Origin of the sequence: Nocardioides epinepheli (assembly GCF_037936805.1) — a bacterium.
Classification (GTDB): domain Bacteria; phylum Actinomycetota; class Actinomycetes; order Propionibacteriales; family Nocardioidaceae; genus Nocardioides.
In genome coordinates this window covers 19,455-41,930 of record NZ_JBBMMC010000013.1, presented here as the reverse complement: position 1 = coordinate 41,930, position 22,476 = coordinate 19,455, and the positions used below count along the sequence as shown (strand labels likewise).

The 22,476-nt window shown below is 71.2% G+C and carries 28 protein-coding genes, 1 pseudogene and 1 riboswitch; of the genes and pseudogenes, 19 read left to right on the top strand and 10 right to left on the bottom strand.

Going from position 1 to position 22,476, the window contains the following annotated elements; translation table 11 throughout:
* Nucleotides 1–11: 11 nt before the first annotated feature.
* The 3 genes from WMR31_RS16820 to WMR31_RS16810 form a co-directional block, all read right to left on the bottom strand.
* Nucleotides 12–371 (bottom strand): hypothetical protein, encoded by a 360-nt coding sequence (locus WMR31_RS16820; protein ID WP_340540028.1) that lies wholly within the window; start codon nucleotides 369–371, stop codon nucleotides 12–14.
* A gap of 229 nt (nucleotides 372–600) precedes the next feature.
* Complete coding sequence (locus WMR31_RS16815) at nucleotides 601–1,809, bottom strand: HNH endonuclease signature motif containing protein (RefSeq protein WP_340540027.1); 1,209 nt, start codon at nucleotides 1,807–1,809, stop codon at nucleotides 601–603.
* Nucleotides 1,810–2,382: 573 nt separating this feature from the next.
* A complete protein-coding gene (locus WMR31_RS16810; RefSeq protein ID WP_340540026.1) occupies nucleotides 2,383–3,108 on the bottom strand; it encodes an AAA family ATPase in 726 nt (241 codons plus the stop codon).
* 23 nt (nucleotides 3,109–3,131) lie between these two features.
* On the opposite strand from WMR31_RS16810, the gene ligD reads away from it, so the two are divergent.
* The 13 genes and pseudogenes from ligD (at nucleotide 3,132) to WMR31_RS16745 (ending at nucleotide 12,124) form a co-directional block, all read left to right on the top strand.
* Nucleotides 3,132–4,097, top strand: coding sequence for a non-homologous end-joining DNA ligase (gene ligD, locus WMR31_RS16805; protein ID WP_340540025.1), 966 nt, complete (start codon nucleotides 3,132–3,134; stop codon nucleotides 4,095–4,097).
* Complete coding sequence (locus WMR31_RS16800) at nucleotides 4,094–4,588, top strand: AAA family ATPase (RefSeq protein ID WP_340540024.1); 495 nt, start codon at nucleotides 4,094–4,096, stop codon at nucleotides 4,586–4,588. Before ligD ends, WMR31_RS16800 begins: the two co-directional genes overlap by 4 nt.
* 28 nt (nucleotides 4,589–4,616) lie before the next feature.
* Nucleotides 4,617–5,297 carry a ribulose-phosphate 3-epimerase gene (gene rpe, locus WMR31_RS16795; RefSeq protein WP_445321641.1) on the top strand — a complete coding sequence of 227 codons (681 nt, stop codon included), beginning with the start codon at nucleotides 4,617–4,619 and terminating at the stop codon, nucleotides 5,295–5,297.
* A complete protein-coding gene (locus tag WMR31_RS16790; protein WP_340540022.1) occupies nucleotides 5,294–5,746 on the top strand; it encodes a maleylpyruvate isomerase N-terminal domain-containing protein in 453 nt (150 codons plus the stop codon). The genes rpe and WMR31_RS16790 overlap by 4 nt, the downstream gene beginning before the upstream one ends.
* Nucleotides 5,747–5,841: 95 nt before the next feature.
* Nucleotides 5,842–5,991 (top strand): hypothetical protein, encoded by a 150-nt coding sequence (locus WMR31_RS16785; protein ID WP_340540021.1) that lies wholly within the window; start codon nucleotides 5,842–5,844, stop codon nucleotides 5,989–5,991.
* Between the two features lie 62 nt (nucleotides 5,992–6,053).
* Nucleotides 6,054–6,183: riboswitch (FMN riboswitch) on the top strand.
* An 80-nt stretch (nucleotides 6,184–6,263) separates the two neighbouring features.
* On the top strand, nucleotides 6,264–7,334 hold the full coding sequence (gene ribD / locus WMR31_RS16780) for a bifunctional diaminohydroxyphosphoribosylaminopyrimidine deaminase/5-amino-6-(5-phosphoribosylamino)uracil reductase RibD (RefSeq protein ID WP_340540020.1): 1,071 nt from the start codon (nucleotides 6,264–6,266) through the stop codon (nucleotides 7,332–7,334).
* Between the two features lies 1 nt (nucleotide 7,335).
* A complete protein-coding gene (locus WMR31_RS16775) occupies nucleotides 7,336–7,941 on the top strand; it encodes a riboflavin synthase (RefSeq protein WP_340540019.1) in 606 nt (201 codons plus the stop codon).
* Nucleotides 7,938–8,605 (top strand): annotated as a pseudogene (gene pnuC, locus WMR31_RS16770) (nicotinamide riboside transporter PnuC); the annotation flags it as partial. The gene WMR31_RS16775 and the pseudogene pnuC, both read left to right, overlap by 4 nt.
* Nucleotides 8,606–8,641: 36 nt before the next feature.
* A complete protein-coding gene (locus tag WMR31_RS16765; protein ID WP_340540123.1) occupies nucleotides 8,642–9,913 on the top strand; it encodes a bifunctional 3,4-dihydroxy-2-butanone-4-phosphate synthase/GTP cyclohydrolase II in 1,272 nt (423 codons plus the stop codon).
* Complete coding sequence (ribH, locus tag WMR31_RS16760) at nucleotides 9,913–10,389, top strand: 6,7-dimethyl-8-ribityllumazine synthase (protein WP_340540018.1); 477 nt, start codon at nucleotides 9,913–9,915, stop codon at nucleotides 10,387–10,389. Before WMR31_RS16765 ends, ribH begins: the two co-directional genes overlap by 1 nt.
* A gap of 102 nt (nucleotides 10,390–10,491) precedes the next feature.
* Nucleotides 10,492–10,755, top strand: a complete 264-nt coding sequence (locus WMR31_RS16755; protein ID WP_340540017.1) for a phosphoribosyl-ATP diphosphatase — start codon at nucleotides 10,492–10,494, stop codon at nucleotides 10,753–10,755.
* Nucleotides 10,756–10,776: 21 nt separating this feature from the next.
* Nucleotides 10,777–11,658 carry an ATP phosphoribosyltransferase gene (gene hisG / locus WMR31_RS16750; protein ID WP_340540016.1) on the top strand — a complete coding sequence of 294 codons (882 nt, stop codon included), beginning with the start codon at nucleotides 10,777–10,779 and terminating at the stop codon, nucleotides 11,656–11,658.
* Nucleotides 11,642–12,124 (top strand): PH domain-containing protein, encoded by a 483-nt coding sequence (locus WMR31_RS16745; protein ID WP_340540015.1) that lies wholly within the window; start codon nucleotides 11,642–11,644, stop codon nucleotides 12,122–12,124. Before hisG ends, WMR31_RS16745 begins: the two co-directional genes overlap by 17 nt.
* 7 nt (nucleotides 12,125–12,131) lie before the next feature.
* On the opposite strand, the gene WMR31_RS16740 is transcribed toward WMR31_RS16745, so the two are convergent.
* From WMR31_RS16740 to WMR31_RS16710, 7 genes are read right to left on the bottom strand one after another with little or no spacing between them, the layout of a single operon-like run.
* A complete protein-coding gene (locus WMR31_RS16740; protein ID WP_340540014.1) occupies nucleotides 12,132–13,472 on the bottom strand; it encodes a C39 family peptidase in 1,341 nt (446 codons plus the stop codon).
* Nucleotides 13,473–13,508: 36 nt separating this feature from the next.
* Nucleotides 13,509–14,039: a uridine kinase family protein gene (locus tag WMR31_RS16735; protein ID WP_340540013.1), complete on the bottom strand. Its 531-nt coding sequence runs from the start codon at nucleotides 14,037–14,039 to the stop codon at nucleotides 13,509–13,511.
* A gap of 35 nt (nucleotides 14,040–14,074) precedes the next feature.
* Nucleotides 14,075–14,539, bottom strand: a complete 465-nt coding sequence (locus WMR31_RS16730; RefSeq protein ID WP_340540012.1) for a hypothetical protein — start codon at nucleotides 14,537–14,539, stop codon at nucleotides 14,075–14,077.
* 60 nt (nucleotides 14,540–14,599) lie between these two features.
* A complete protein-coding gene (locus tag WMR31_RS16725) occupies nucleotides 14,600–15,772 on the bottom strand; it encodes an LLM class flavin-dependent oxidoreductase (protein WP_340540011.1) in 1,173 nt (390 codons plus the stop codon).
* Nucleotides 15,769–16,803 carry an ABC transporter substrate-binding protein gene (locus WMR31_RS16720; RefSeq protein WP_340540010.1) on the bottom strand — a complete coding sequence of 345 codons (1,035 nt, stop codon included), beginning with the start codon at nucleotides 16,801–16,803 and terminating at the stop codon, nucleotides 15,769–15,771. The genes WMR31_RS16725 and WMR31_RS16720 overlap by 4 nt, the downstream gene beginning before the upstream one ends.
* Nucleotides 16,800–17,663 carry an ABC transporter ATP-binding protein gene (locus tag WMR31_RS16715; RefSeq protein WP_340540009.1) on the bottom strand — a complete coding sequence of 288 codons (864 nt, stop codon included), beginning with the start codon at nucleotides 17,661–17,663 and terminating at the stop codon, nucleotides 16,800–16,802. Before WMR31_RS16715 ends, WMR31_RS16720 begins: the two co-directional genes overlap by 4 nt.
* The gene (locus tag WMR31_RS16710; protein ID WP_340540008.1) at nucleotides 17,651–18,526 is read right to left on the bottom strand and encodes an ABC transporter permease; all 876 of its coding nucleotides are present in this window, start codon (nucleotides 18,524–18,526) and stop codon (nucleotides 17,651–17,653) included. The genes WMR31_RS16715 and WMR31_RS16710 overlap by 13 nt, the downstream gene beginning before the upstream one ends.
* A gap of 107 nt (nucleotides 18,527–18,633) precedes the next feature.
* On the opposite strand from WMR31_RS16710, the gene WMR31_RS16705 reads away from it, so the two are divergent.
* The 6 genes from WMR31_RS16705 to WMR31_RS16680 all read left to right on the top strand — a co-directional run bounded on the left by WMR31_RS16705 (nucleotide 18,634) and on the right by WMR31_RS16680 (nucleotide 22,474).
* Entirely contained in the window at nucleotides 18,634–19,167 is a 534-nt protein-coding gene (locus WMR31_RS16705) for an SseB family protein (protein WP_340540007.1), read from the top strand.
* 368 nt (nucleotides 19,168–19,535) lie between these two features.
* A complete protein-coding gene (infC, locus tag WMR31_RS16700; protein WP_340540122.1) occupies nucleotides 19,536–20,219 on the top strand; it encodes a translation initiation factor IF-3 in 684 nt (227 codons plus the stop codon).
* 73 nt (nucleotides 20,220–20,292) lie between these two features.
* Nucleotides 20,293–20,487, top strand: a complete 195-nt coding sequence (gene rpmI / locus WMR31_RS16695; protein ID WP_340540006.1) for a 50S ribosomal protein L35 — start codon at nucleotides 20,293–20,295, stop codon at nucleotides 20,485–20,487.
* An 82-nt stretch (nucleotides 20,488–20,569) separates the two neighbouring features.
* Nucleotides 20,570–20,956, top strand: a complete 387-nt coding sequence (rplT, locus tag WMR31_RS16690) for a 50S ribosomal protein L20 (RefSeq protein WP_340540005.1) — start codon at nucleotides 20,570–20,572, stop codon at nucleotides 20,954–20,956.
* Complete coding sequence (locus WMR31_RS16685; protein ID WP_445321645.1) at nucleotides 20,953–21,804, top strand: TrmH family RNA methyltransferase; 852 nt, start codon at nucleotides 20,953–20,955, stop codon at nucleotides 21,802–21,804. Before rplT ends, WMR31_RS16685 begins: the two co-directional genes overlap by 4 nt.
* A 10-nt stretch (nucleotides 21,805–21,814) precedes the next feature.
* The gene (locus tag WMR31_RS16680; protein ID WP_340540003.1) at nucleotides 21,815–22,474 is read left to right on the top strand and encodes a hypothetical protein; all 660 of its coding nucleotides are present in this window, start codon (nucleotides 21,815–21,817) and stop codon (nucleotides 22,472–22,474) included.
* Nucleotides 22,475–22,476 lie beyond the last annotated feature (2 nt).

Sequence of the window (22,476 nt, the reverse complement as noted above, 5' to 3'; positions counted from 1 at the left end):
TCATTGTGACCTCAGCGCCAGACGGCAGACTTGGAGGCCAGGCGGTACTTGCCCTTGGGGCCCTTGAAGGAGATGCCGACCGCGCCCTTCTTCGAGGTGCAGACCTTGTAGGCGCGGCCGACGACCCACTGGCCGTCGGGGAGCGCGACGGGTCCGACGGTCTGCTTGCCGGCGGTGCCGGTGATCCGCTTGACCTTGGCGATGGTCATGCCCTTCTTGAGCTTGCGGTACTCCTTCTTGGAGACGCAGCCCTTGGCGGCGGCACGGTCGGAGTGCTCGACAGCGCCGGCGGTGCTCACCGGCGCGAGGGCTCCGACGGTGGCCAGAGCGGTGGATAGGACGAAGGCTGCAGCGGTGCGCCGCATCGACACGATGACTCCTGAGATGTTGGTGATCGGAGGGAACTTCCGGGCGAGTTCTAGCACGGATCACTCGCGCGCTCCGAAAGCCGGAACCGCTATGTCACCGGGATGTGTCGAGGACCACGGACTTGCCGGGCGATGGCCGTTTCGAGGCCTAGCCACGTCCGCGCCATACGGAGTTCACTCGCGGCGTGCCGGTAGCCCCGCCGTGGTGGGCGGGGGTGTCGCGGCGGGGTGGTCAGGGCTCGGCGTAGGTGAGGGCGACGGTGCCGGTGTGGTCGCGGCGGTAGGTCTGGCCGGACGGCGTGGTCCAGCGGTAGGAGCCGGGGTGTTCGATGAGGTAGCGCCACGTGCCGTGGGTCTTCGCGCGGTGGTGGCGACGACACAGCGGGGCGAGGTTGCACGAACAGGTCGCGCCACCGCGACTGTGGGGGCAGACGTGGTCGAGGTCGCAGCGGGTGGCCGGCTTCTGGCAATGCGGGAACACGCAGGTCAGGTCGCGGAGCTCGATGTGCCGGCGGAGCCGGTCGGGGGCTTCGTAGGCCTCGACGTGGACGGTGTCGTTCAGGTCGATCACGGGACGGATGAACACCTTCGCCGCGCTGCCGACCCAGGTGCGGATGGTCTCGAGGGTGACCGGGGACCGGGTGGTCTCGCAGCGGCCGACGTCGGGTGAGTCTTGGTGGAGGTGGACGATCACCGACGGGCCGGGAAGGTCGAGGGCCTGGTCGCCGCGAGCAAGCTCACCGAGCACTATCGACCGTCGGACATCCAACGTCTCTTCGGACCCGGCCTCGGCCAACCGTTTCGCGCCGGCCCGCAGGGCGTGTTCGAGGTCGTGGGCATCCGGTGCGGCGAGGACCGCGTCGACCGGGACATTGCCGTGGGAGTCGGTGAGGTGGAGGTCGACGAACACGCGGCGCCGGTCGGTCGTCTCCTCTTTGGCCTGGTCGGGGGCGTAGCGCAGGATCGCCTCCTCGACCAGGCGGCGGATCTGGGCGAAGGAGATCTTCGTGACCGCCTGGGCCAAGCGCTGGTCGACGTAGGCGGCCCCCTCGACGGGCAGAGCGATGGTGGCCTCGGCGATCTTGCGGGCCTTCCACACCACCAGCCGTCCCGCGGTGACCGCCGCCCACAGCCGCGGGAGGCGGTAACGCAGCTCCAGCGCCTGACCAAGATAGGCGCACCCGCTCTCCGAGGACAGCCCCAACGCGACAGCGAGATCGTAGGCCGCGAACTCATCGACCACCGGACATCCCGGCCCACCGAGATGCAGCGGGCACTCCCCGAACGACATCCGATCCGGATCCCCAGCACACTCGATGGTGTGCTCGCCCGCCCACGCCAGCACCGCGTGGAGCTTGGCGACCTCTGCCTCGCGTACCACCGTCTCCGCGGCACGGACCGCGGCGAGGGCCGGGTCGACGTGGCGGGTGGCTGTGGGCATGTGTGATTCTACCGCGATCTGCGTTGATTCGCTAGTGTGTTCTAGTTCGGACGTGTTGGGGTTCTCGGTGGTCCCGTTGGCTATGTGGGTGCCGGGGTTTCGTCGGCGCTCGCTTGCGCTCGCTTGCTAAACCTCCGGCCGGGGCGATTCCTCGGAGGTTGAGCAAGCGGCGCGCGTGAGGAACGAGCGCGGGCCGCGCCGACGAAACCTCGTGACCGCCCTCGGGAGCGCGAGCTGGGTGAGTCGGGTACGGGCGAGTGGGCGGCCGCGGAACGGCAGGGGTGGCCGCGCAGGCGGCGGCGCGGGCGGAGCCCGTGCCGGCAGCGCGCCGGACCAGTCGATCGAAAGAGGCTCGCAGTCAAGGACGGACGAAGTCCGCCACGCAGTGGCGCGAGCGCAGCGAGCGTCCTTGACGGCGTGACTCGATCGGCTACGCGCGCGGCCACCCACCACCCAGGCGAGTCGATGCACCGAGGCAACAAGAACCCGCCACAGTCACGCAATCGGTCGCCGGGGTTTCGTCAGCGCTCGCTGACGCTCGCTGGCTCAACCTCCGGCGGGCGAGAGCGCGGCCTAGTCGGCGAGCGCGTGCCGCAGGTACCGATCCGGAGCCTCCAGATAGGCCCGCCAGTGCGTGACCAGCTCCAGGTCCTCCCACGCGGCGCGGCGCAGGCCCCACTCGCCGACCTCCAGGATCGTGGCGCCGGGGAGCGAGGCGAGGACGGGGGAGTGGGTGGCACACAGGACCTGAGCCCCGTCGGCGGCGAGCTCGTGGAGGCTCGACATGAGGCCGAGGGTGGAGGAGAACGACAACGCGGCCTCCGGCTCGTCCAGGCAGTAGAACGCCGGGCTGTCGAAGCGGGTGCGCAGGACGGCGAGGAAGGACTCGCCATGGCTCATCTCGTGGAAGGCCGGGTCGCCGGATGCGCCCTGCGCCTCGATGTAGGAGTACCAGCCGTGCATCGTCTCGGCTCGCAGGAAGAAGCCCCAGCGGGACGCCCCGAGGCCGCGCTGCAGACGCAGCGAGCGTCCCAGCGGCGACTCGGTCGCCCGGGTCGAGTGCCGGCTGTGGGTGGAGCCGCCCTCCGGTGAGAGCCCGTAGGCGGTGGCCACCGCCTCGACGAGGGTGGACTTGCCCGAACCGTTCTCGCCGACCAGGAACGTGACGCCGCGGGGGAGGTCGAGACCCTCGCGAGCCAGCTGGGCGACCGCCGGGATGGTCATCGGCCACTCGCCTCGGATGAGATCCTCGCGAGGCTCGACGTCGACACGCACCACCGGAGGCTGGTCGAAGTCCACGTCGGTAACGCTACTTTGGGCCGGTGACAGCCAAGGCGCCCGCCGTCGAGATCGACGTCGACGACCGCGTCGTGCGGGTGAGCAACCCCGATCGCGTCTACTTCCCGGAGTCCGGGGCCACCAAGCTCGACCTGGTCGAGTACTACCTCGCCGTGGGACCCGGGATCCTCAACGCGCTCTACGAGCGACCGACCATGCTGCACCGCTTCCCCAAGGGTCTCGCCGGCCCGAAGGTGCACCAGAAGCGGCTCCCGGCCGGCGCACCGCCGTGGATCGAGACCGTCGAGCTGCACTTCCCGCGCTGGAACCGCACCGCCGACGAGCTGTGCCCGACCGAGCTGGCCAGCATCATCTGGGCGGTGCAGATGTCGACCGTCGAGTTCCATCCGTGGAACAGCCGGCGTGCGGATCCCGAGAAGCCGGACGAGTGGCGCATCGACCTCGACCCGGGCCCGCTGTCGGACTACGCCCAGGTGCGCCGCGTCGCCGGCGTCGCCCACGAGATCCTCGACGAGCTGGGCGCGGTCGGCTACCCCAAGACCAGCGGCGGCTCCGGGCTGCACATCTACGTCCGCATCCGTCCCGACCACGGCCACAAGGTGGTACGCCGCGCGGCCCTCGCCTTCGCCCGCGAGGTCGAGCGGCGTGCGCCCGACGACGTCACCACGGCCTGGTGGCGCAAGGACCGAGACCCGCACCACCTGTTCGTCGACTACAACCAGAACGCGCGCGACCACACCATCGCCGCGGCCTACTCCGTCCGCGGCTTCCCCGATGCCCGGGTCTCCGCCCCGGTGCGGTGGGAGGAGATCGACGACTCGGTGCCCCAGGACTTCACGATCTTCACCATGCCCGACCGGTTCGCCGAGCTCGGCGACCTGCACGCCGAGATCGACGATCCCGAGCGCACCTTCGACCTCGCGCCACTGTTGGAGTGGGCCGACCGCGACGAGCTCCCGGAGGCCGACCAGGCAGGCGATGCGGAATGAGCGACGCACGGCTGATCCTGCTCAACGGAATGCCCGGCTCGGGCAAGTCGACCCTGGCCCGCCGCTACCTGGCCGACCTTCCCGGCGTCCTGGTGGTGGAGGCCGATGCGCTGCGCGGCTGGATCGGCGGCGACCCCTCACACCACGCCGAGGCCTCGCGGCACCTGAGCCTGGCGATGGCGCGGGCCCATCTGGAGACCGGCTACGACGTCGTCGTCCCTCAGCTGGTGGCGCGGCTGGACCAGCTCGCCCGCTTCGAGGACGTCGCGGTCGAGACCGGCGCGCAGTTCGTCGAGGTCGTGCTGCACGGCACCGTCATCGACTCCCGCGTGCCCGAGGCCGCCGTGGAGCACCTGGTCGAGTACGCCCACGGACTCGCCGACGTGGTCGCCGCACGCCCGCACACCTACCGGCTGGTCACCCGGCACGGCGACGTCGAGGACGCCTATCGGGAGCTGATCGACGTGCTGGAGCCGGACGTCCCCGCCTGATCCGGCTCGCGGCGGCGCCGTAGGGTGGATGCCCGTGGGCCTCCAGATCACTCCGAGCATCCTGAACGCCGACTTCGCCGCCCTCGGCGCCGAGGTCGCCCGCATCCCGAACGCCGACTGGGTGCACGTGGACGTGATGGACAACCACTTCGTCCCGAACCTCACCTTCGGGCCGACGATGGTCGAGGCCCTCTCGAGAAGCACGACCCTGCCGCTGGACGCCCACCTGATGATCGACGACGTCGACCGCTGCGCCGCCGACTACGTCGAGGCCGGTGCCGGATCGGTCACCTTCCACATCGAGGCGGCCAAGGCGCCGATCAGGCTGGCTCGCGAGATCCGGCACGCCGGCGCGCGCGCGAGCATGGCCCTCAAGCCGGCCACTCCGATCGAGCCCTACGAGGACCTGCTGCCCGAGCTCGACATGATCTTGCTGATGACCGTCGAGCCGGGCTTCGGCGGGCAGCGCTTCCTCGATCTGGTGCTGCCCAAGGTCCGGCGTGCTCGGGAGGCGGTGGAGCGGCACGGGCTGGAGACCTGGGTGCAGGTCGACGGCGGCGTCTCGCTCGAGACGATCGGGCGCTGCGCCGAGGCCGGTGCAGACGTGTTCGTCGCCGGGAGTGCGGTGTACTCCGCCGCCGACCCCGACGCGATGGTCGTGGCGCTGCGCGAACGCGCCGAGGAGGCCGTCGCGGGGAGCGGAGCATGACCGCGTACTCGCGTGGCGCCGCGCTGTTCCGGGCGGCGACGTCCGACCTGACCGCCTACGACCTCGACCTGCCGGTGCCGTCGTGCCCGGGCTGGACGGTCTCCGACGTGGTGTCGCACGTGGCCGACAACCATGCCGCGGTGATCGAGCAGAACGGCATCGAGGCCGGCGCCGACCTGTTCGACACCTACGAGGAGCACCTGACCCGGCAGCCCCGCGCGATGATCGAGGCGCTCGAGCTCACGCTGCACGCCTGGGACGTCGCCCGGGCCCGCGGCATGCGCGCCGACCTCGACGACGTCACCCTCGACTTCCTCACCGCCTTCGCCGTCGACGCCGGGGAGCAGCTCTACCTGGACGGCGCCTTCGAGATGCTGCTCGTCGCGCCCGACGCCGACCGGCAGGCGCGCGTGCTGGCGCTCTACGGCAGGGACGCCCAGTCGCCGTAAATCGTGTAAAACACCCAAGTTACTTGACTTAATCGCCCGGCATGGGCACAGTTGCGGGCGTGGAGCGCCTGGCGAGGGACGAACGATGGACGGCGGTGGCCGGCGACCCTTGGGTGCTCGGATGTGCCGCGGCCGGAGCGGTGATCCTGGCCGCTTCGACGATCTCGATGGCCCCCTGGCCGCTCTGGCTCGGCTGGGCCTACCTCGCCCTGATCTCGGTAGTCGATGCCCGACCGTCCACGTGACACGCCCCACGCCCGGCCGGCAATCCGATATGGCAAACTGCACACGACGAGTGAAGATTCGCTCGCGTGCTCTGGGGTCGGTGAAAGTCCGAGCCGGCGGTGACAGTCCGCGACCCGCTCACAGCCAGTGAGCGGCTGACCAGGTGGAACTCCTGGACCGACGGTGAAAGTCCGGATGGGAAGTGCACGCAGGTGGACCCGAACGCACGCCGAGCGTGCCGAGGGTCCCCGTCGGCCCCGGAGTCCGTGAGCCCGACCGGACCGGAGGGGCGATGACCGACCGCGATGCAGCCGAGCGCGAAGCCATGGCGCTGGCGCTCCGGCTCGCCGCGACGCCCGGCGTCCCGCTCGGACCGAATCCCCGCGTCGGCTGCGTCCTGCTCGACGACGACGGCGAGGTGGTCGCGACCGGCCACCACCGCGGCGCCGGCACCCCGCACGCCGAGGCCGACGCGCTGGCCGCCGCCGGCCAGAGGGCGCGCGGCGCCACCGCCATCGTCACCCTCGAGCCCTGCAACCACACCGGCCGGACCGGCCCGTGTGCGCGGGCGCTCGTCGAGGCGGGAGTGCGTCGCGTCGTCCTCGCCGGGCGTGACCCCAACCCCGTCGCAGCCGGGGGCGTCCAGACCCTGCGCGCGGCCGGGATCGACGTCGAGGAGGGCCTGCTCGGCGAGGACGCCGCCCGGCTCAACCGGGCCTGGCTCTTCGGTCTCCAGCAGGGCCGCCCCCTGGTGGTCTGGAAGTTCGCGACCACGCTCGACGGGCGCAGCGCCGCCGCGGACGGCAGCTCTCGCTGGATCTCGGGCCGTGCCTCGCGGCGCGACGCCCACCGGCTGCGCGCCGAGGCCGACGTGATGCTGGTGGGCACCGAGACCGTCACCGTCGACGACCCGCTCCTGACCGTCCGCGACGCCGGCGACGCACCGCTCGACGTCCAGCCGCTGCGGGCCGTCATGGGCCTGCGCGACCTCGACCCGCATGCTCGCGTCCTCAACGGCGACGCCGAGACCGTGCACCTGCGCACCCGCGACCCGCACGCCGCGCTGTCCGAGCTCTTCGACCTCGGGCGCCGCCAGGTGTTCCTCGAGGGCGGTCCGACCCTCGCCGCGGCGTTCCTGCGCGCCGGCCTGGTCGACGAGATCGTCGCCTATGTCGCGCCGGTGCTGCTCGGCGCCGGACGGCTCGCGGTCGGGGACCTCGGAATCACCGGGATCGAACGAGCGTTGCGCCCCGTGGTCACCGACATCACCGTGCTCGACGGCACCGAGGGCGAGGAGCCCGACGTGCGCATCACGCTGCAGATCACCACAGACCCGACCAGCCAGACCCCACAGGAGAGCTGACGTGTTCACCGGCATCATCGAGGAGCTCGGCACCATCGAGTCCGTCACCGACCAGGGCGACGCGATCCGGCTCACCGTCCGCGCCGACGTCGTGCTCGACGACGCCGGCCTCGGCGACTCCATCGCGGTCAACGGCTGCTGCCTGACCGTTGCCGAGCGCACCGACCACACCTGGACCGCCGACGTGATGCAGGAGACCCTCGACAAGACGTCGCTCGGCGGGCTCGGGCCCGGCGCCGTCGTCAATCTCGAGCGCGCGGTCACCGCCGACAAACGACTCGGAGGACACATCGTGCAGGGCCATGTCGACGGCGTCGGCACGATCGTGTCGCGCACTCCCAGCGAGCACTGGGAGATCGTCGAGGTCTCGCTGCCCGGCGGACTCGGCCGCTACCTGGTCGACAAGGGCTCGATCGCCGTCGACGGCGTCAGCCTCACCGTGGTGGAGGCCGGCCGGGACAGCTTCACCGTCAGCCTGATCCCGGAGACCCTCGCCCGCACCACCCTCGGCACCCGCGAGCCGGGGGAGCGGGTCAACCTCGAGGTCGACGTCCTCGCCAAGCACGTCGAGCGACTGCTCGCCTGGCGGGACGGAGACGACGGATGAGCCCGCTCGAGTGGCTCCTGCACGGGACGATCCCGGTCGGTGACGGCGCGCTCGCGGTCCGCGAGGTGGTCGGCAACGGCTTCGGCCTCGCCAGCGCCCTGTTCGGCATGCGCCGGGTGGTCTGGGCCTGGCCGGTCGGGCTCGTCGGCAACCTCCTGCTCTTCACCGTCTTCGTGTCCGGCGAGCTCGGCGGGGTCGCCGGCGAGCCGCTGTGGGGTCAGGCCGGCCGGCAGCTGTTCTTCGCCGCGGTGAGCCTCTACGGCTGGCACACCTGGTCGCAGGCGCGCCGCCGCGGCGGCGCCAGCGACGGCGGCGCGATCGCGCCGCGGTGGGCCACCGGCGCCGAACGGCTCCAGCTCCTGGCTCTCGGTCTCGTCGGCTATGTCGCCGCGTACGCCGCCCTGACCCGCATCGGGTCCTGGGGAGTGGCCACCGAGGCGTGGATCCTCACCGGATCGATGCTCGCCACCTACGGCATGGCGCGGGGATGGACGGAGTTCTGGGTGATCTGGCTGCTGGTCGACGTCGTCGGCGTGACCACCCTCGTCCAGGCCGGCTACTACCCGACCGCCGGCATGTACCTGTTCTACGCGGCCTTCGTGGTCGCCGGCCTCGTCACCTGGTGGCGGGCGAGCCGACGGGTGCTTCCCGTCGTCCCTGCCACGGGCCTTTCATCTGCTTCACGAGAGGGAGTACCCGCATGACCGACTCATCCGGCGTCCGGCTCGATCCGGTCGAGCGCGCCATCGCCGACATCGCCGCGGGCAAGGCCGTGGTCGTCGTCGACGACGAGACGCGCGAGAACGAGGGCGACATCATCTTCGCCGCGAGCAAGGCGACCCCCGAGCTGATGGCGTTCACCATCCGGCACTCCAGCGGCGTCATCTGCGTCCCGATGCCCGGCGCGATGCTCGACCGGCTCGAGATCCCGCTGATGACCCCGCACAACAAGGACCGGCTGCGCACCGCCTACACGATCTCCGTCGACGCGCGCGACGGCGTCACCACCGGGATCAGCGCGGCCGACCGTGCCCACACCGCCCGCGTGCTCGCCGACTCCGCCACCGAGCCGTGGGAGATCACCCGGCCCGGCCACGTCTTCCCGCTGCGCTACCGCGAGGGCGGAGTGCTGCAGCGGCGCGGCCACACCGAGGCCGCCGTCGACCTGGCGACCCTGGCCGGGCTCACGCCGGCCGGCGTCCTGGTCGAGGTCGTCAACGACGACGGCACCATGAAGCGGGCCCCCGAACTGCGCGAGTTCGCCGATGAGCACGGGCTGGCGATGATCTCGATCGAGGACCTCGTGCGCTACCGGCGACGCACCGAGAACCTCGTCGAGCGGGTCGCCGAGACCCGGCTCCCGACCCGCCACGGCGAGTTCACCGCCTACGGCTACCGGGTCACCGTCGACGACTCCGAGCACATCGCCCTCGTGTACGGCGACCTGTCGGGTCCCGAGCCGGTGCTCACCCGGGTGCACTCCGAGTGCCTGACCGGCGACGTCTTCGGCAGCCACCGCTGCGACTGCGGCCCACAGCTCGACGAGGCGCTGGAGCGGATCGTCGCCGAGGGCCGCGGCGTCGTGGTCTACCTGCGCGGCCACGAGGGGCGCGGGATCGGCCTGGTCGCGAAGCTGCAGGCCTACCAGCTCCAAGACGGCGGCCGCGACACCGTCGATGCCAACCTCGACCTCGGGCTGCCGGCCGACGCGCGCCACTACGGCACCGCCACGCAGATCCTCAAGGACCTCAAGGTCGAGCGGGTCCGGCTGCTCACGAACAACCCCGACAAGGTCGAGAACCTCGAGCTGTACGGCATCGGCGTCGACGAGCGGGTGCCGCTCACCCCGCACCCCAACGACCACAACCTCGCCTACCTGCTCACCAAGCGCGACCGGATGGGCCACCACCTGCCCGACCTGCAAGCCGACCCGCAGCCCGACCTGCCCAGCGACACCCGAGGAGCCGACTGATGTCCGGACACGGAGCACCCACCGACGAGCCCGTCGACTGCGGCGACCTCAAGGTCGCCGTCGTCGCCGCCAGCTGGCACACGACGGTGATGGACGGACTGCTCGCCGGCGCCGACCGCGCCCTGGCCGACTACTCGGTCGAGTCGCCGACCATCGTCCGAGTGCCGGGCACCTTCGAGCTGCCGGTCGCCGCCTCCGCGCTCGCGGCGCGCGGCTACGACGCGGTGATCGCGCTCGGCGTCGTGATCCGCGGCGGCACCCCCCACTTCGACTACGTCTGCAATGCCGCCACAGACGGCCTGGGCCGCGTCGCCCTCGACCACACCGTCCCGGTCGGCTTCGGCGTCCTGACCTGCGACACCGAGCAGCAGGCCCTGGACCGCGCCGGCCTCGAGGGCTCCTCGGAGGACAAGGGCTACGAGGCCACCGCCGCCGCGCTCCGCACCGCCCAGCTCCTGCGGGGCCTCTCGGACTGATCGCCGAGTCGGCACTTGTGTTGAGCACAAACGCCGACTCGGCGTCTTGGGGATGGACCACGGTGCGAGTCGCGGGCGTCGCGGACCGTAGGGTGAGGCATCGTGAAGACGTTCGACGCGCTGTGGGCAGAGCTGACCGAGAAGGCGCGCACCCGACCGGAGGGCTCCGGCACGGTGGCGGCACTCGACGCCGGTGTCCATACGATCGGCAAGAAGCTGGTCGAGGAGGCCGCCGAGTCCTGGATGGCGGCCGAGCACGAGGGCAAGGAGCGCGCGGCCGAGGAGCTGAGCCAGCTGCTGTACCACGCCCAGGTGCTGATGATCGCGACCGGCATCGACCTCGACGACGTCTACCGCCACCTCTGAGCAAGAACCGAGACCCGAACGATGACAGCCCAGACCTCCCACCAGACCCTGAAGATCGCGATCCCGAACAAGGGCTCGTTGGCGACCGCCGCCGCCGACATCCTGCGCGAGTCCGGCTACCGGCAGCGCGAGGACTCCAAGCAGCTCACCCTGGCCGACCCCGACAATGGCGTGGAGTTCTTCTACCTGCGTCCACGCGACATCGCGCTGTACGTCGGCGAAGGCACCCTCGACGTCGGCATCACCGGGCGCGACCTACTGCGTGACTCCGGTGCGAAGGCCGAGGAGGCGCTGACGCTCGGCTTCGGGCGCAGCACCTTCCGCTTCGCCGGCCCGCGGGGCCGCTACGCCGAGATCGCCGACCTCGCCGGCACCCGCATCGCCACGTCGTACGTCGGCATCGTGCGGACGTTCTTGGAGGAGCGCGGGCTCGACGCCACCGTCGTGCGGCTCGACGGCGCGGTGGAGTCGAGCATCCAGCTCGGCGTCGCCGATGTCGTCGCTGACGTCGTCGAGACCGGATCCACGCTGCGGCAGGCCGGACTCGAGACCTTCGGCGAGTCGATCCTGGAGTCGGAGGCCGTGCTCATCACCCGGGTCGGCGGCCCGCGGGACGGCGGGCCGCACAGCGCCTTCGAGATCTTCCGTCGGCGGATCGAGGGCGTCCTGGTCGCCCGCAGCTACGTGATGATGGACTACGACATCGCCGACACCGACCTCGAGGCCGCCATCGAGCTCACCCCCGGCATCGAGGGCCCGACGATCGCGCCCCTGGGTCGCGAGGGCTGGTCCGCGGTCCGGGCGATGGTGCCGCGGGCCGGCTCGCAGCGACTGATGGACGATCTCTACAACCTCGGCGCCCGAGGCATCCTCCTCACCGATATCCATGCCTGCCGCCTCTGAGCCGGGCGGCGCGGCGCAGCCGGCGGTGACGCTGCCGGTGACCTGGCGTCCGCTGGGCCCACGCATCGCCGGCATCGCCGCCGTCGCCGCTCTGCTGGCGATCGGGGGACTGTTGTGGTTCGTGGGCTTCGACCAGCGCACCCGCGATGCCGTCACTCCGCTGCAGCGCGGCACGGTGATCGGCATGTTCGGGTTGGGCATCGCCTGCCTCTGGGCGCTGGCCCGGTGCCGGGTCGAGGCGCGCGAGGACGGGCTCGTCGTCGTCAACGGCTACCGCAAGCGCACCTACGAGTGGCCCGAGATCGTGGCTGCCCGGCTGAACCCGGGCGCTCCGTGGGTCGTGCTCGACCTGGCCGACGGCACCACGGTCTCGGCCATGGGCATCCAGGGATCCGACGGCGCCCGCGCGAAGCGGGCGGTCCGCCAGCTCCGCGCGATCCTCGACCGCGCGGAGCCCACGCCCTAGTCCGGACCTACCAGTTCGGCGTGACGTCGGGCAGGTTGCGCGGCAGCCGGGTCCCGGGCTTGGTGTAGATGTAGGAGACGCCGCCGGTCGAGCCCTGCCAGACCTTCTCGAAGTTCTCGCGGGTGTAGACGTGGCGCACGGCGTCGTTGCTGCTGGACGCCGGATCGTTGAGGATCGGGTCGCCGTCGGCGGTGAAGCCGACGATCACCATCAGATGGCCGTCGGTGTCGTAGCCCGCCTCGGGCATCTCCTCCAGGTCCCACGACAGCGAGGTGATCACGGGGATCCCGGCGGCGATGAACCTCTCGGCCTCGGCGAGCGAGCGCAGGCGGGTGACGAACGAGTCGAGGCCGTAGCTGTGGGCGTAGGCGGCGTTGAACGGCCAGTTGCCGGCGCCCTCGTAGGTGAAGTCCCACGTGTGCATGGCGGCGTAGGCGACCTGTGGGTCACCGTTGGGGGCCACGATGTCGGCGACGTCGCGGGCGCTGGGGGAGTGCTTGCGCCCCCAGTACCGCATCACCATCGACGACGAGGTCGGCGAGCACCACACCTGGCCGCCGCCCCCGAACTCGGGATACTCGCCGCGGTGGATGTTCTGGGAGTAGCGCGGCACCCGGAGCTCGACGTGGCGGCCGAGGGTGAACTCGCTGGTCGGCGGGGCGTCGGGCACCAGCTCGCTGGTCATGGTGGTGAGCGCGTCGAGGCTCGGCTTGGTGCGGGCGCCGACCGGGCGCAGCAGGGTGACCCTCGACTGGAAGGCCACCGGCTCGCGGCCGGTCTTGCTGCTGAAGGTGTCTGTGTAGACCGTCCCGTCGCCGTCGCGCTGGCCGTCGAGCGAGGTGCGGTGAATGTCGCCGGCCTCGAAGTCCATGCCGGAGGTCCAGCGCCCCAGCACGTACCACTTGGTCCAGGTGCCGTCGGCGTGCCTGCCGCGGAAGGAGGTCTCGACCCAGGTGCCGGTCGGCGTGGTGGCGTTCCAGGACGAGATCGCCTCGTCGGCGCTGTAGCCCAGTGGCACCACCGGGGAGGTCCAGGTGCCGGCCTCGTAGACGCGGCCGGCGCCCTCGCCCTCGGCGAACGGGTCGACGTAGGGCACCTCGGAGAGGTTCTTGACCCGGTCGAGCTCGAGCCGCCCGCCCTTGACCCGCAGTCCGTCGAGCTCGCCCTGCCGGAAGTCTCGGGCGCCGTCCCAGCGGGTCAGCGTGACGTCGAAGCCGTCGGTGGACGGCGGGGGAGCGGGCCGCTGGAGGGTCGGCGCACCCGCGCCCGCCGGTGGGGCGAGCGTGGCGCCGAGGACCGCCACGGTCCCGAGCGCGACGGACAGGCGCAAGGCTGGAGCGCTGGTCATGAAGGAGCCTCCCGAGGTCGACATGGGCCTCTCTGCTTACCCGATCGCGGCCTCGCCGTCCACCACCACGTCGGCGCGCTCGCGGGTGCGCCGCGTGGCGAAGTGACGGCGTTCGGCGGCCTGCCAGCGCAGCCACTGGTCGCGCAGGTGCTCGCCGTCCCGGGCGAGCCCGCGCTGCAGCCGGACGTCGTGGCGCGCCTCCACCCACACCAGCACGGTGATCAGGTCGGCGAACGCCGGAGCGCCGGAGCCGACCCCCTCGACCAGGAGCAGATCGGAGGGCGGCACGGCCACCTGCTCGGCGAAGGCGGCCCGGTGCCAGTCGTAGCGCCGGTAGTGACCCGAGCGGCCCCGGGCCAGCGGAGTCAGCAGCGGGCCCAGTGCGTCGTCGACCTCGTCGAGGCCGTCCCACCCGTCGTACAGGTCGTCCATGTGGACGACGGGCGCCCCGGTGGCGCGGCGCAGGTCGGCGGCCAGGGACGTCTTGCCGGACCCGCCGGGACCGTCGATGCACACGAGACGTCCGGTCCCCAGGCTCGCCGGCCGGGCGGCGAGCAGGTCGAGCACGAGGTCGACCGCCTCGTGGGGGGAGACGGTCGCGGTCAGCTGATTCCTCGGTTCTTGAGGATCGCCTCGATGTCGGCGAGGTCCTCGTCGATCACCGCGCCACGGTCGGGTGTGCCCGGCGGCGGCAGCGCCCCCGGGTTCTGGGCGGCCGGAGCGCCCCGTCGTTCGCGACGGCTCGGGCGTGCCGCGGGCTGTGCGCCCGCGGAACGACGGTCGACGACCCGCCCGGCGCCGTAGAGCAGGACGGCGATGCCGGCCACCACGATCCCGACCCACACCACGGGGCTGAACACCAGGCGCACGGCCCAGTCCTTGATCGCGTCGCCGACCCTGGTGAACATCTCCAGCGTCTTGGTCAGGTAGGCCGCCAGGGGGAGCAGCGTGATGCCCGCCCCCTTGAGCCCCGCGCCCAGGCCGCGCTTCTGGTAGGCGAACCAGGTCGCGGTGCCGAACACCAGGGTCAGCGCCAGGGCCAGTACGCCGTAGCTCACGTCGTCCATGCCCCCAGCGTGTCACAGGGTGTGGCATCGAGGAGGTGGCCGCGACGGCTCGCGAGCCCCTCAGGCACCGAGCGGCTGCGCGTGACGGTCCGCGGGCCGGCCCTCCCCGAGCAGGCCGCGACGCCGCAGCACCGGCATGACGCCCTCGGCGAACCAGTAGGCCTCCTCGATATGTGGATAGCCGGAGAGGATGAACTCCTCGATCCCGATCCGGTGATACTGCTCGATCAGGTCCGCGACCTCCTCATGGCTTCCGACCAGCGAGGTCCCCGCGCCGCCGCGCACCAGGCCGACTCCGGACCAGAGACCGGGGTGCACCTCGAGTTGACGAGCATCGGTGTAGGTCGTCGCGTCGGCGCGCTCGCGCAGTGCGAGCATCCGTTGCTGACCGGTCGACTCGCTGGCGCGCAGCGCCTCCTGGGCACCGGCCACCACCCGCGGGTCGAGGCCGTCGAGCAGCCACTGGGCATGGCGCCACGCCTCCTCGTGCGTGTCTCGCGAGAGGGTGTGGACGCGCAGCCCGAAACGGAGTCGGCGGCCCTCGGCTGCGGCGAGGCCGCGCATCCAGGCGATCTTCTCCGCGACCTGCTCGGGGGGCTCGCCCCACGTGAGATACACGTCGGCGCCCCGGGCCGCCACCGCGCCGGCCGGCTCCGAGGAGCCTCCGAAGTAGATGTCCGGGACCGGGTCGATGCCACCGGCCACCATCGCGCCCTGGGCCGTGAAGTGGCGACCCTCGTAGTCGAACGGAGCCTGGGTCCACGTACCGCGGACGACGTCGAGGAACTCCCCGGTGCGACGGTAGCGCTCCTGCTTGGAGTCGGTGTCGCCGAATCTGGCCTGCTCGCGCGGCTCGCCGCCGGTGACCACGTTCAGCATCAGCCGACCACCCGAGAGGCGCTGGTAGGCGGCTGCCATCTGTGCGGCCAGCACCGGGTTGATGACCCCGGGCCGGAACGCGACCAGGAACCTCAGGGTGGACGTCTCGCGCACCAGTGCGGCGGTGACCAGCCACGCGTCCTCGCACCAGGTGCCGGTGGGGGTCAGGACGCCGGTGAATCCCAGCCTCTCCGCTGTGCGAGCGACGTCGGCGAGGTAGTCGATCGTGGGCGGTCGGAAGCCGGAGGCCACCGTCTGGGCCAGGCCGACATCGTCGTGGGCCACGCCTTGGCCGGCGCCGAGCAGCGAGCGGCTGTCGCCGGAGGTCGGGAGGAACCAATGCAGGTCGATCACTGGGCCGCCTCCTGGGTGACGCCGTCGAACTGGTCGGTGAACCAGTCCGAGACGTCCAGCTCCTCGGGGATGAGGCCGTTCTCGGTGAAGGTGTCGGCCATCTCCTGCTCGGAGTCCACGGTGTCGGCGACGGGGACGGTCTCGATATTGCGCTTGGTGACAGCAGCCAAGGTGATGTCCTCGGCGAGGCCGGTCTCCTCCGACCAGACCTTGGCCCACTCCTCCTTGTGCTCGGCGCTCCACAGCTGGGCCTGCGTGATGCGAGCCAGGTAGTCCTCGAGGGCTGCGGTGGTGGCCGGATCCTCGAGCGCCGGGTTCGACGCGACCTGGAAGGTGTAGCCGTTGGCGAGTGTCTCACCGGTCGCGATCACCACCGCGCCGGCGTCCTTCTCGGCCTGGGAGGTGTACGGCTCCCAGATGGCCCAGGCGTCCACGTGACCACCCGAGAAGGCGGACAGCGCGTCGGCGGGCTGGAGGTTCTTGATCTGCACGTCCTTGTACGAGATGCCTGCCTCGGTGAGCTGGGCCAGGAGGTTGTAGTTGGCCGAGCTGCCCTCGGCGACCGCGATCGTCTTCCCTTCGAGCTGGGAGACGTCGGTGATGTCGGAGCCGGGCGGCACCACGATGGCGTCGCCGACACCGCCGTAGGTGGCGGCCTGGACGACCTTGAACTCACTGCCGGCGGCGGCGAACAGCGGCGGGGTGTTCCCGACGCCGCCGACGTGGATGGCGCCCGAGTTCATCGCCTCCAGGAGGGGTGGGCCGGAGGTGAACTCCTTCCACTCGATGTCGTAGTCGATGTCGTCGAGGAGCCCGGCGGCGGTCAGGAGGGCCTTCGAGCCGCCCTTCTGGTCGCCGACGATGAGGGTGACCTTGCTCAGGTCGACCGAGCCGTCGTCGCGGACGGCCTCCTCGTTGCCGGTCGCGTCTCCACCGCATCCGGCGAGCGCGGCGACGCCGAGCAGGCCAGCGGCGAGCGCGGTGGCAAGGCGCGCGCGGCGCCGATGGGTACCGGGGATTCGGATGTTCATGCTGCCCCTTGCTTGGTGATCGGGATGCGGTTCGGGTTCGGAGGAGTCGGCTGTACGCCGAGCGCGTGGAGCAGCTCGGCGCGGATGCCGGCGATCTCGGGGTTCGAGGGCGACCGGTCGTCGCGCCGCGACTCGATGTGCCAGGTGTGTGCCATCCGGCCCTGGTCCAGGACGAGGACGCGGTCTGCCAGGGCGAGTGCCTCGTCGACGTCGTGGGTCACGATGAGCACGGCCATCGAGTGACGGCGCCACAGGTCGATGACCATCTGGTGCATCTCGATCCGGGTCAGCGCGTCGAGAGCGCTGAACGGCTCGTCGAGGAGCAGCAGGTCGGGGTTGCTTACCAGGGCCCGGGCCAAGGAGACCCGCTGGGCCTGGCCGCCGGACAGCTCCAGGGGCCACGCGTCGAGCTTCTCCTCGAGGCTCACCTCGCCCAGCGTCTCCTCGGCGCGGGCGTAGCGCTCGGCGCGGAGATCGGTGTTGAGCAGCGCGAGCGCCACGTTCTCGCGGACCCGGCGCCACGGCAGCAGCCGTGGCTCCTGGAAGGCGACCGCCGTGCGGCCCCGGATCTCGACCTCGCCTGCCGGCACCTTGTCGAGCCGGGCCAGGCTGCGCAGCAGGGTGGACTTGCCGCAGCCACTGCGCCCGAGCAGGGCGACGAACTCGCCCGGGGCGATATCGAGGTCGACCGAGCGCAGGACCTGATGGGCCCCGAAGGCACGGCTGTGCGCGCGCACGCTGGCGATCGGGAGGGACGCGGTGTCCTCGGCGGGTAGCTGTCTGCCGCCGCGGCGCCCGGTCGTGGGGGCTGTGGGAGCGGTGACGGGAGTGGAGGTGGGGGTGCGGGTCAGACGCGCCATGCGAGAGCCCTGCCTTCCAGGTAGCGGACGATTCCGTCGGTCGCGAGACCGAGGAGGCTGTAGACGGCCAGGCCGACGACGATCACGTCGGTCTGGCCGAACTCGCGGGCTCGGTTGATCATGTAGCCGAGACCGTTGCTGGCACTGACGGTCTCGGCGACGATCAGCGAGAGCCACGCGATCCCCAGGCTCTGGCGCAGCCCGACGAGCGTCTGCGGCAGCGCGCCGGGGATGACGACGTGGCGCAGCCGCTGAGACCAGGTGAGGTTCATCGACCGCGCGGCCTCGATCGCCTTGCGGTCCACCCCCCTGATTCCGGCGAGGGTGTTGAGGTAGAGCGGGAAGCAGACTCCCATCGCGATCAGGGCGAGTTTGGGCGCCTCGCCGATGCCCATCCAGATGATGAACAGGGGGATGAGGCCGAAGTGCGGCAGCGTGCGCAGCATCTGCATCGGTGGGTCGATCGCGTCTTCCCCGACGCGGTTCAGCCCGGCGATCACGGCCAGCACGAGCCCGATGCAGGCGCCGATGGCGAAGCCGACGGCCACGCGCTGGACCGAGGCCAGCGTGGCCGAGCCGAGCACTCCGTCGCGCGCCAGTTCTACGGCGCCGGCGAAGATCGTCGACGGGGCTGCCATCGTGCGCTCGCTGAGGACGCCGGTACGGCTGAGGATCTCCCAGATGACGATGATCGCGACGGGAGAGACCCATCGGCGCAGCAGGCGCAGCGCTCGCAGCGGCCGTTTCGGGCTCGACGCGCGGCGTGGTGAGCCGTTCGCGGAGCGAGGCCGGCCCGGCTCGGGGAGGGTCGCGTGATCGGTGCCCGGGGGCGCTCCGGTCAGGGCGGTCGGATTCGTGGTCACGGGGGGCATGTCTACGCAACCTGAGCATGTAAATCAAGTAAGACACTCGTCTTAGACATGAATGGCGCGGCCCGAGCGTGGCCGAGGCCGTGGAAGGATCGGGCCTCGTGACGGTCCCTTCCCCCGAGCCCGGCTCCAAGCCGCCCCGCGACCTGCTCGCGCCCGCCTATCCCGACGACACCGGCGAGGTCGATGCGGCGCTGGCGCGGGCGATCGATGCCTACTCGGTCGACCCGGCCACGTTCGGGTCGGTGCTGGCTGCGTTGCAGGACGCCCGCCTGCTCGTTCCCGTGGTGGCGGTGCTCGGCGAGGTCGAGGTCGACGACATGGGATTGGCGCACGACAAGTCCAGCGACATGGCTGCGGTGCTGATCGAGAGTGCGGGCGGACGCCGTGGCCTGCTCGCGTTCTCGAGCACCGATTCGCTCGCTACGTGGAATCCCGAGGCCCGGCCCGTGCCGGTCTCGGCTCGTACGGCCGCGCTCGCGGCCGTGCAGGAGGACGCCGCAGCACTGGTGCTCGACCTCGCCGGACCGGTGCGGGTGGTCGTCGAGGGCGACCACCTACGCGCTCTCGCAGCCGGGTGGACCCTGGTACGCATCGGCGAGGATCTCGGTTGGGTCGATCCCAGGGCCGGCTGACGCGGGCCTGCCCGACCGGGATCGGGTGGCCGGGATTGGGTGGCCGGGATTGGGCGCAGTGGGAATGGTGCCCTAAGATCGTGTGTTGACCGATCAGCGGCCACCCCCGGGTGGCTGCCGATCTACAAGCGGAGACCAGGCTCGATCATCTCCCACCCGCATCGACCGCCCTGCACCACAGGTCGTCGGGTCCGGTCTTTAGGCTCCGGCCTCGCGACTCGCGCACGCCATGCGCGACGAGCAGGGGTCAGGTGGTCCTGACTGGCTTCCGCTGATTTCAATCCAGCGGAAGCCTTCGTTGCTTTTACCCAGCCTCGCCGGGCCTCCGCACCACCTGATGACCTGATGTCTGAACCACTGGAGGACCTATCAGCACCGAGCTCCGCATCAACGACCGGATCCGCGTCCAGGAAGTCCGTCTCGTTGGGCCAAGCGGCGAGACCGTCGGCATCGTGCCGACGGCAGATGCGCTGCGCCTGGCCCAGGAGGCCGACCTCGATCTCGTCGAGATCGCCCCGATGGCGCGCCCGCCGGTCTGCAAGCTCATGGACTACGGGAAGTTCAAGTACGAGAACGCCCAGAAGGCCCGTGAGGCGCGCCGCAACCAGACGAACGTGATCATCAAGGAGATGAAGCTTCGTCCCAAGATCGACGCCCACGACTACGAGACCAAGAAGGGCCACGTCGTCCGGTTCCTCAAGGCCGGCGACAAGGTCAAGATCACCATCATGTTCCGCGGACGTGAGCAGCACCGCCCCGAGCTGGGCTTCCGGCTGCTCCAGCGCCTCGCCGAGGACGTCACCGAGCTCGGCTTCGTCGAGTCGGCGCCCAAGCAGGACGGCCGCAACATGATCATGGTCCTCGGTCCGCACAAGAAGAAGGCCGAGGCCAAGGCCGACCACGCCGCGCAGAAGGCCGAGAAGGAGGCCGCTCGCGCGGCCAACAAGGCCGAGGAGCAGGCCGAGCGCGACGCCGCGCACGCGGCCGGCCCCGTGGCCAAGAAGAAGGAGCGTGGTCGCTCCGAGAACCTTGATCCCGAGATCGAGGCCTGAGATCCCGCCGGGATCGCTCGCGATCCCGCGTGACGACGCAGTACGCACGCACCACCCAAGAGGAGAGACAGTCATGCCGAAGAACAAGAGCCACAGCGGCGCCGGGAAGCGCTTCCGCGTCACCGGCTCGGGCAAGATCCTGCGGGAGAAGGCCGGCAAGCGCCACAACCTGGAGAAGAAGCCCTCCAAGGTCACCCGCCGGATGACCGGCACGGTCGAGGTCGCCAAGGCCGACACCAAGCGCGCCAAGAAGATGCTCGGCATCTGAGTCTGGCCACCCCCGGCTGCGACTGCCAGCCCCTCATCCGCCGCTAACCGGCACCGAGCATTCTGAGCAAGGAGACAACAAGATGGCACGCGTCAAGCGCGCAGTGAACGCCCACAAGAAGCGTCGGGTCACCCTCGAGCGCGCCAGCGGCTACCGCGGACAGCGTTCGCGCCTGTACCGCAAGGCCAAGGAGCAGGTCACCCACTCGCTGGTCTACAGCTACAACGACCGCAAGAAGAACAAGGGCAACTTCCGTCGCCTCTGGATCCAGCGGATCAACGCCGCCGCCCGCGCGCAGGGCCTCACCTACAACCGGTTCATCCAGGGCCTGAACCTGGCCGGTGTCGAGGTCGACCGCAAGATCCTCGCCGACCTCGCCGTCAACGACGTCGCCGCGTTCAACTCGCTCGTCGAGACCGCCAAGGCCGCCCTCCCCGAGGACGTCAACGCGCCCAAGGTCTCGGCCTGAGCTCCAGCTCGAACCCTGACCTGCTGACCTCGGGCAACGCCCGGGTCAAGGAGGCCAGGAAGCTCAGCCGCCGTTCGGTACGCACCGAGCGGCGGCTGTTCCTTGCCGACGGCCCGAAGGCGGTCGAGGGTGCGCTCGGCGTGCCGGGCTGCGTCGTGGAGATCTTCGCGACGCCGGAAGGCGCCGGCCTACTGCCCGCCACCGCCACCGATGGGGCCGTCGAGCAGGTGCCGGTCACCCTTGTGGACGACCGGGCACTCGCCTCGCTGAGCGACGCGGTCACCCCGGCCGGGGTGGTCGCCGTCTGCCGCTTCACCGACCGGCCGCTGGAGCATCTCCTCTCCGCACCCGTTCCGAGCCTGCTCGCGATCTGCGCCGACGTGCGCGACCCCGGCAACGCCGGCACCGTGGTCCGCACCGCCGACGCCGCGGGTGCCGACGCCGTCGTGCTGGCCGGGCACTCCGTCGACCTCTACAACCCCAAGACCCTGCGCGCCAGCGTCGGCAGCGCGTTCCACCTGCCGGTGGCCGTCGAGCCCGACCCCGCCGCTGCGGTCCGCGCCGCGCAGGCGGCCGGCCTCGTCGTCCTGGCCGCCGACGGCGCCGGCGAGCTCGATCTGCACGACCCCGCCGCCGCCGAGGTCCTGGGGCAGCCGACCGCCTGGTTGTTCGGGAACGAGGCGTGGGGCCTGCCCGAGGACCTGGCCGCGCTGGCCGATCACCGGGTCCGGATCCCGATCCACGGCCGCGCGGAGAGCCTGAACCTCTCCACGGCCGCGGCGCTGTGCCTCTATGAGTCCGCGCGCCACCTGGCCGGTGGGCCGAAGGGCCGCGCGACCGAGTCGTAAGGTCTCGGGCATGCCACGCCGAGCCAGCATCCGAGTCGCCCCTTCTGCGGTCGCTCTGGCGGCAGCGATCCTCCGCGCCGGCTGCGGAAGCACCGGCAGCGACGGAGGGACCCAGGTCGACGCGCCCACCCAGGACGTCCCGACCGAGACGATCAGGAGCTCCTTCGAGACCCAGGCGGCCAGGGCGTACGACACTCTCGGCCTCGACCGGTCGACCGACTACTCCAACGGGGCTCGTCCCCCGTGCTTCGCCTTCGACGACGAGGCGGTGACCGCCATCGCCGCGGCGGTCGGCATCGAGGATCCGGTCGACGTCGGCCAGGCGTACCTGGTCGGTCCGCCCGAGCGGGAGCTCCTGACCTGCACGGCGCTGCTCGACGGCGAGGCGCAGTTCGACGTCAGCGTCGGGACCACCGACCAGGACGCCGGCGACCTGGCCGCGCAGCTGGCCGGGATCGAGGACCCGCCGGAGGTTCTCGAAGGCTCCGCGGAGGGACTGGACCCCGAGGCGGTGATCGCCGTCCGCGGTGGCGACCGGATCCAGGTGGGCTATGTCGTCGACGGTGTGCAGATCGGCCTCGGCGCGTCGGCCGATCTGATGAGCGCCGACGAGGCCTTCGCCGCACTCCCCGTGGTGGTGGCCGAGGTGAGCAGGACTCTGGGAGCCTGAGT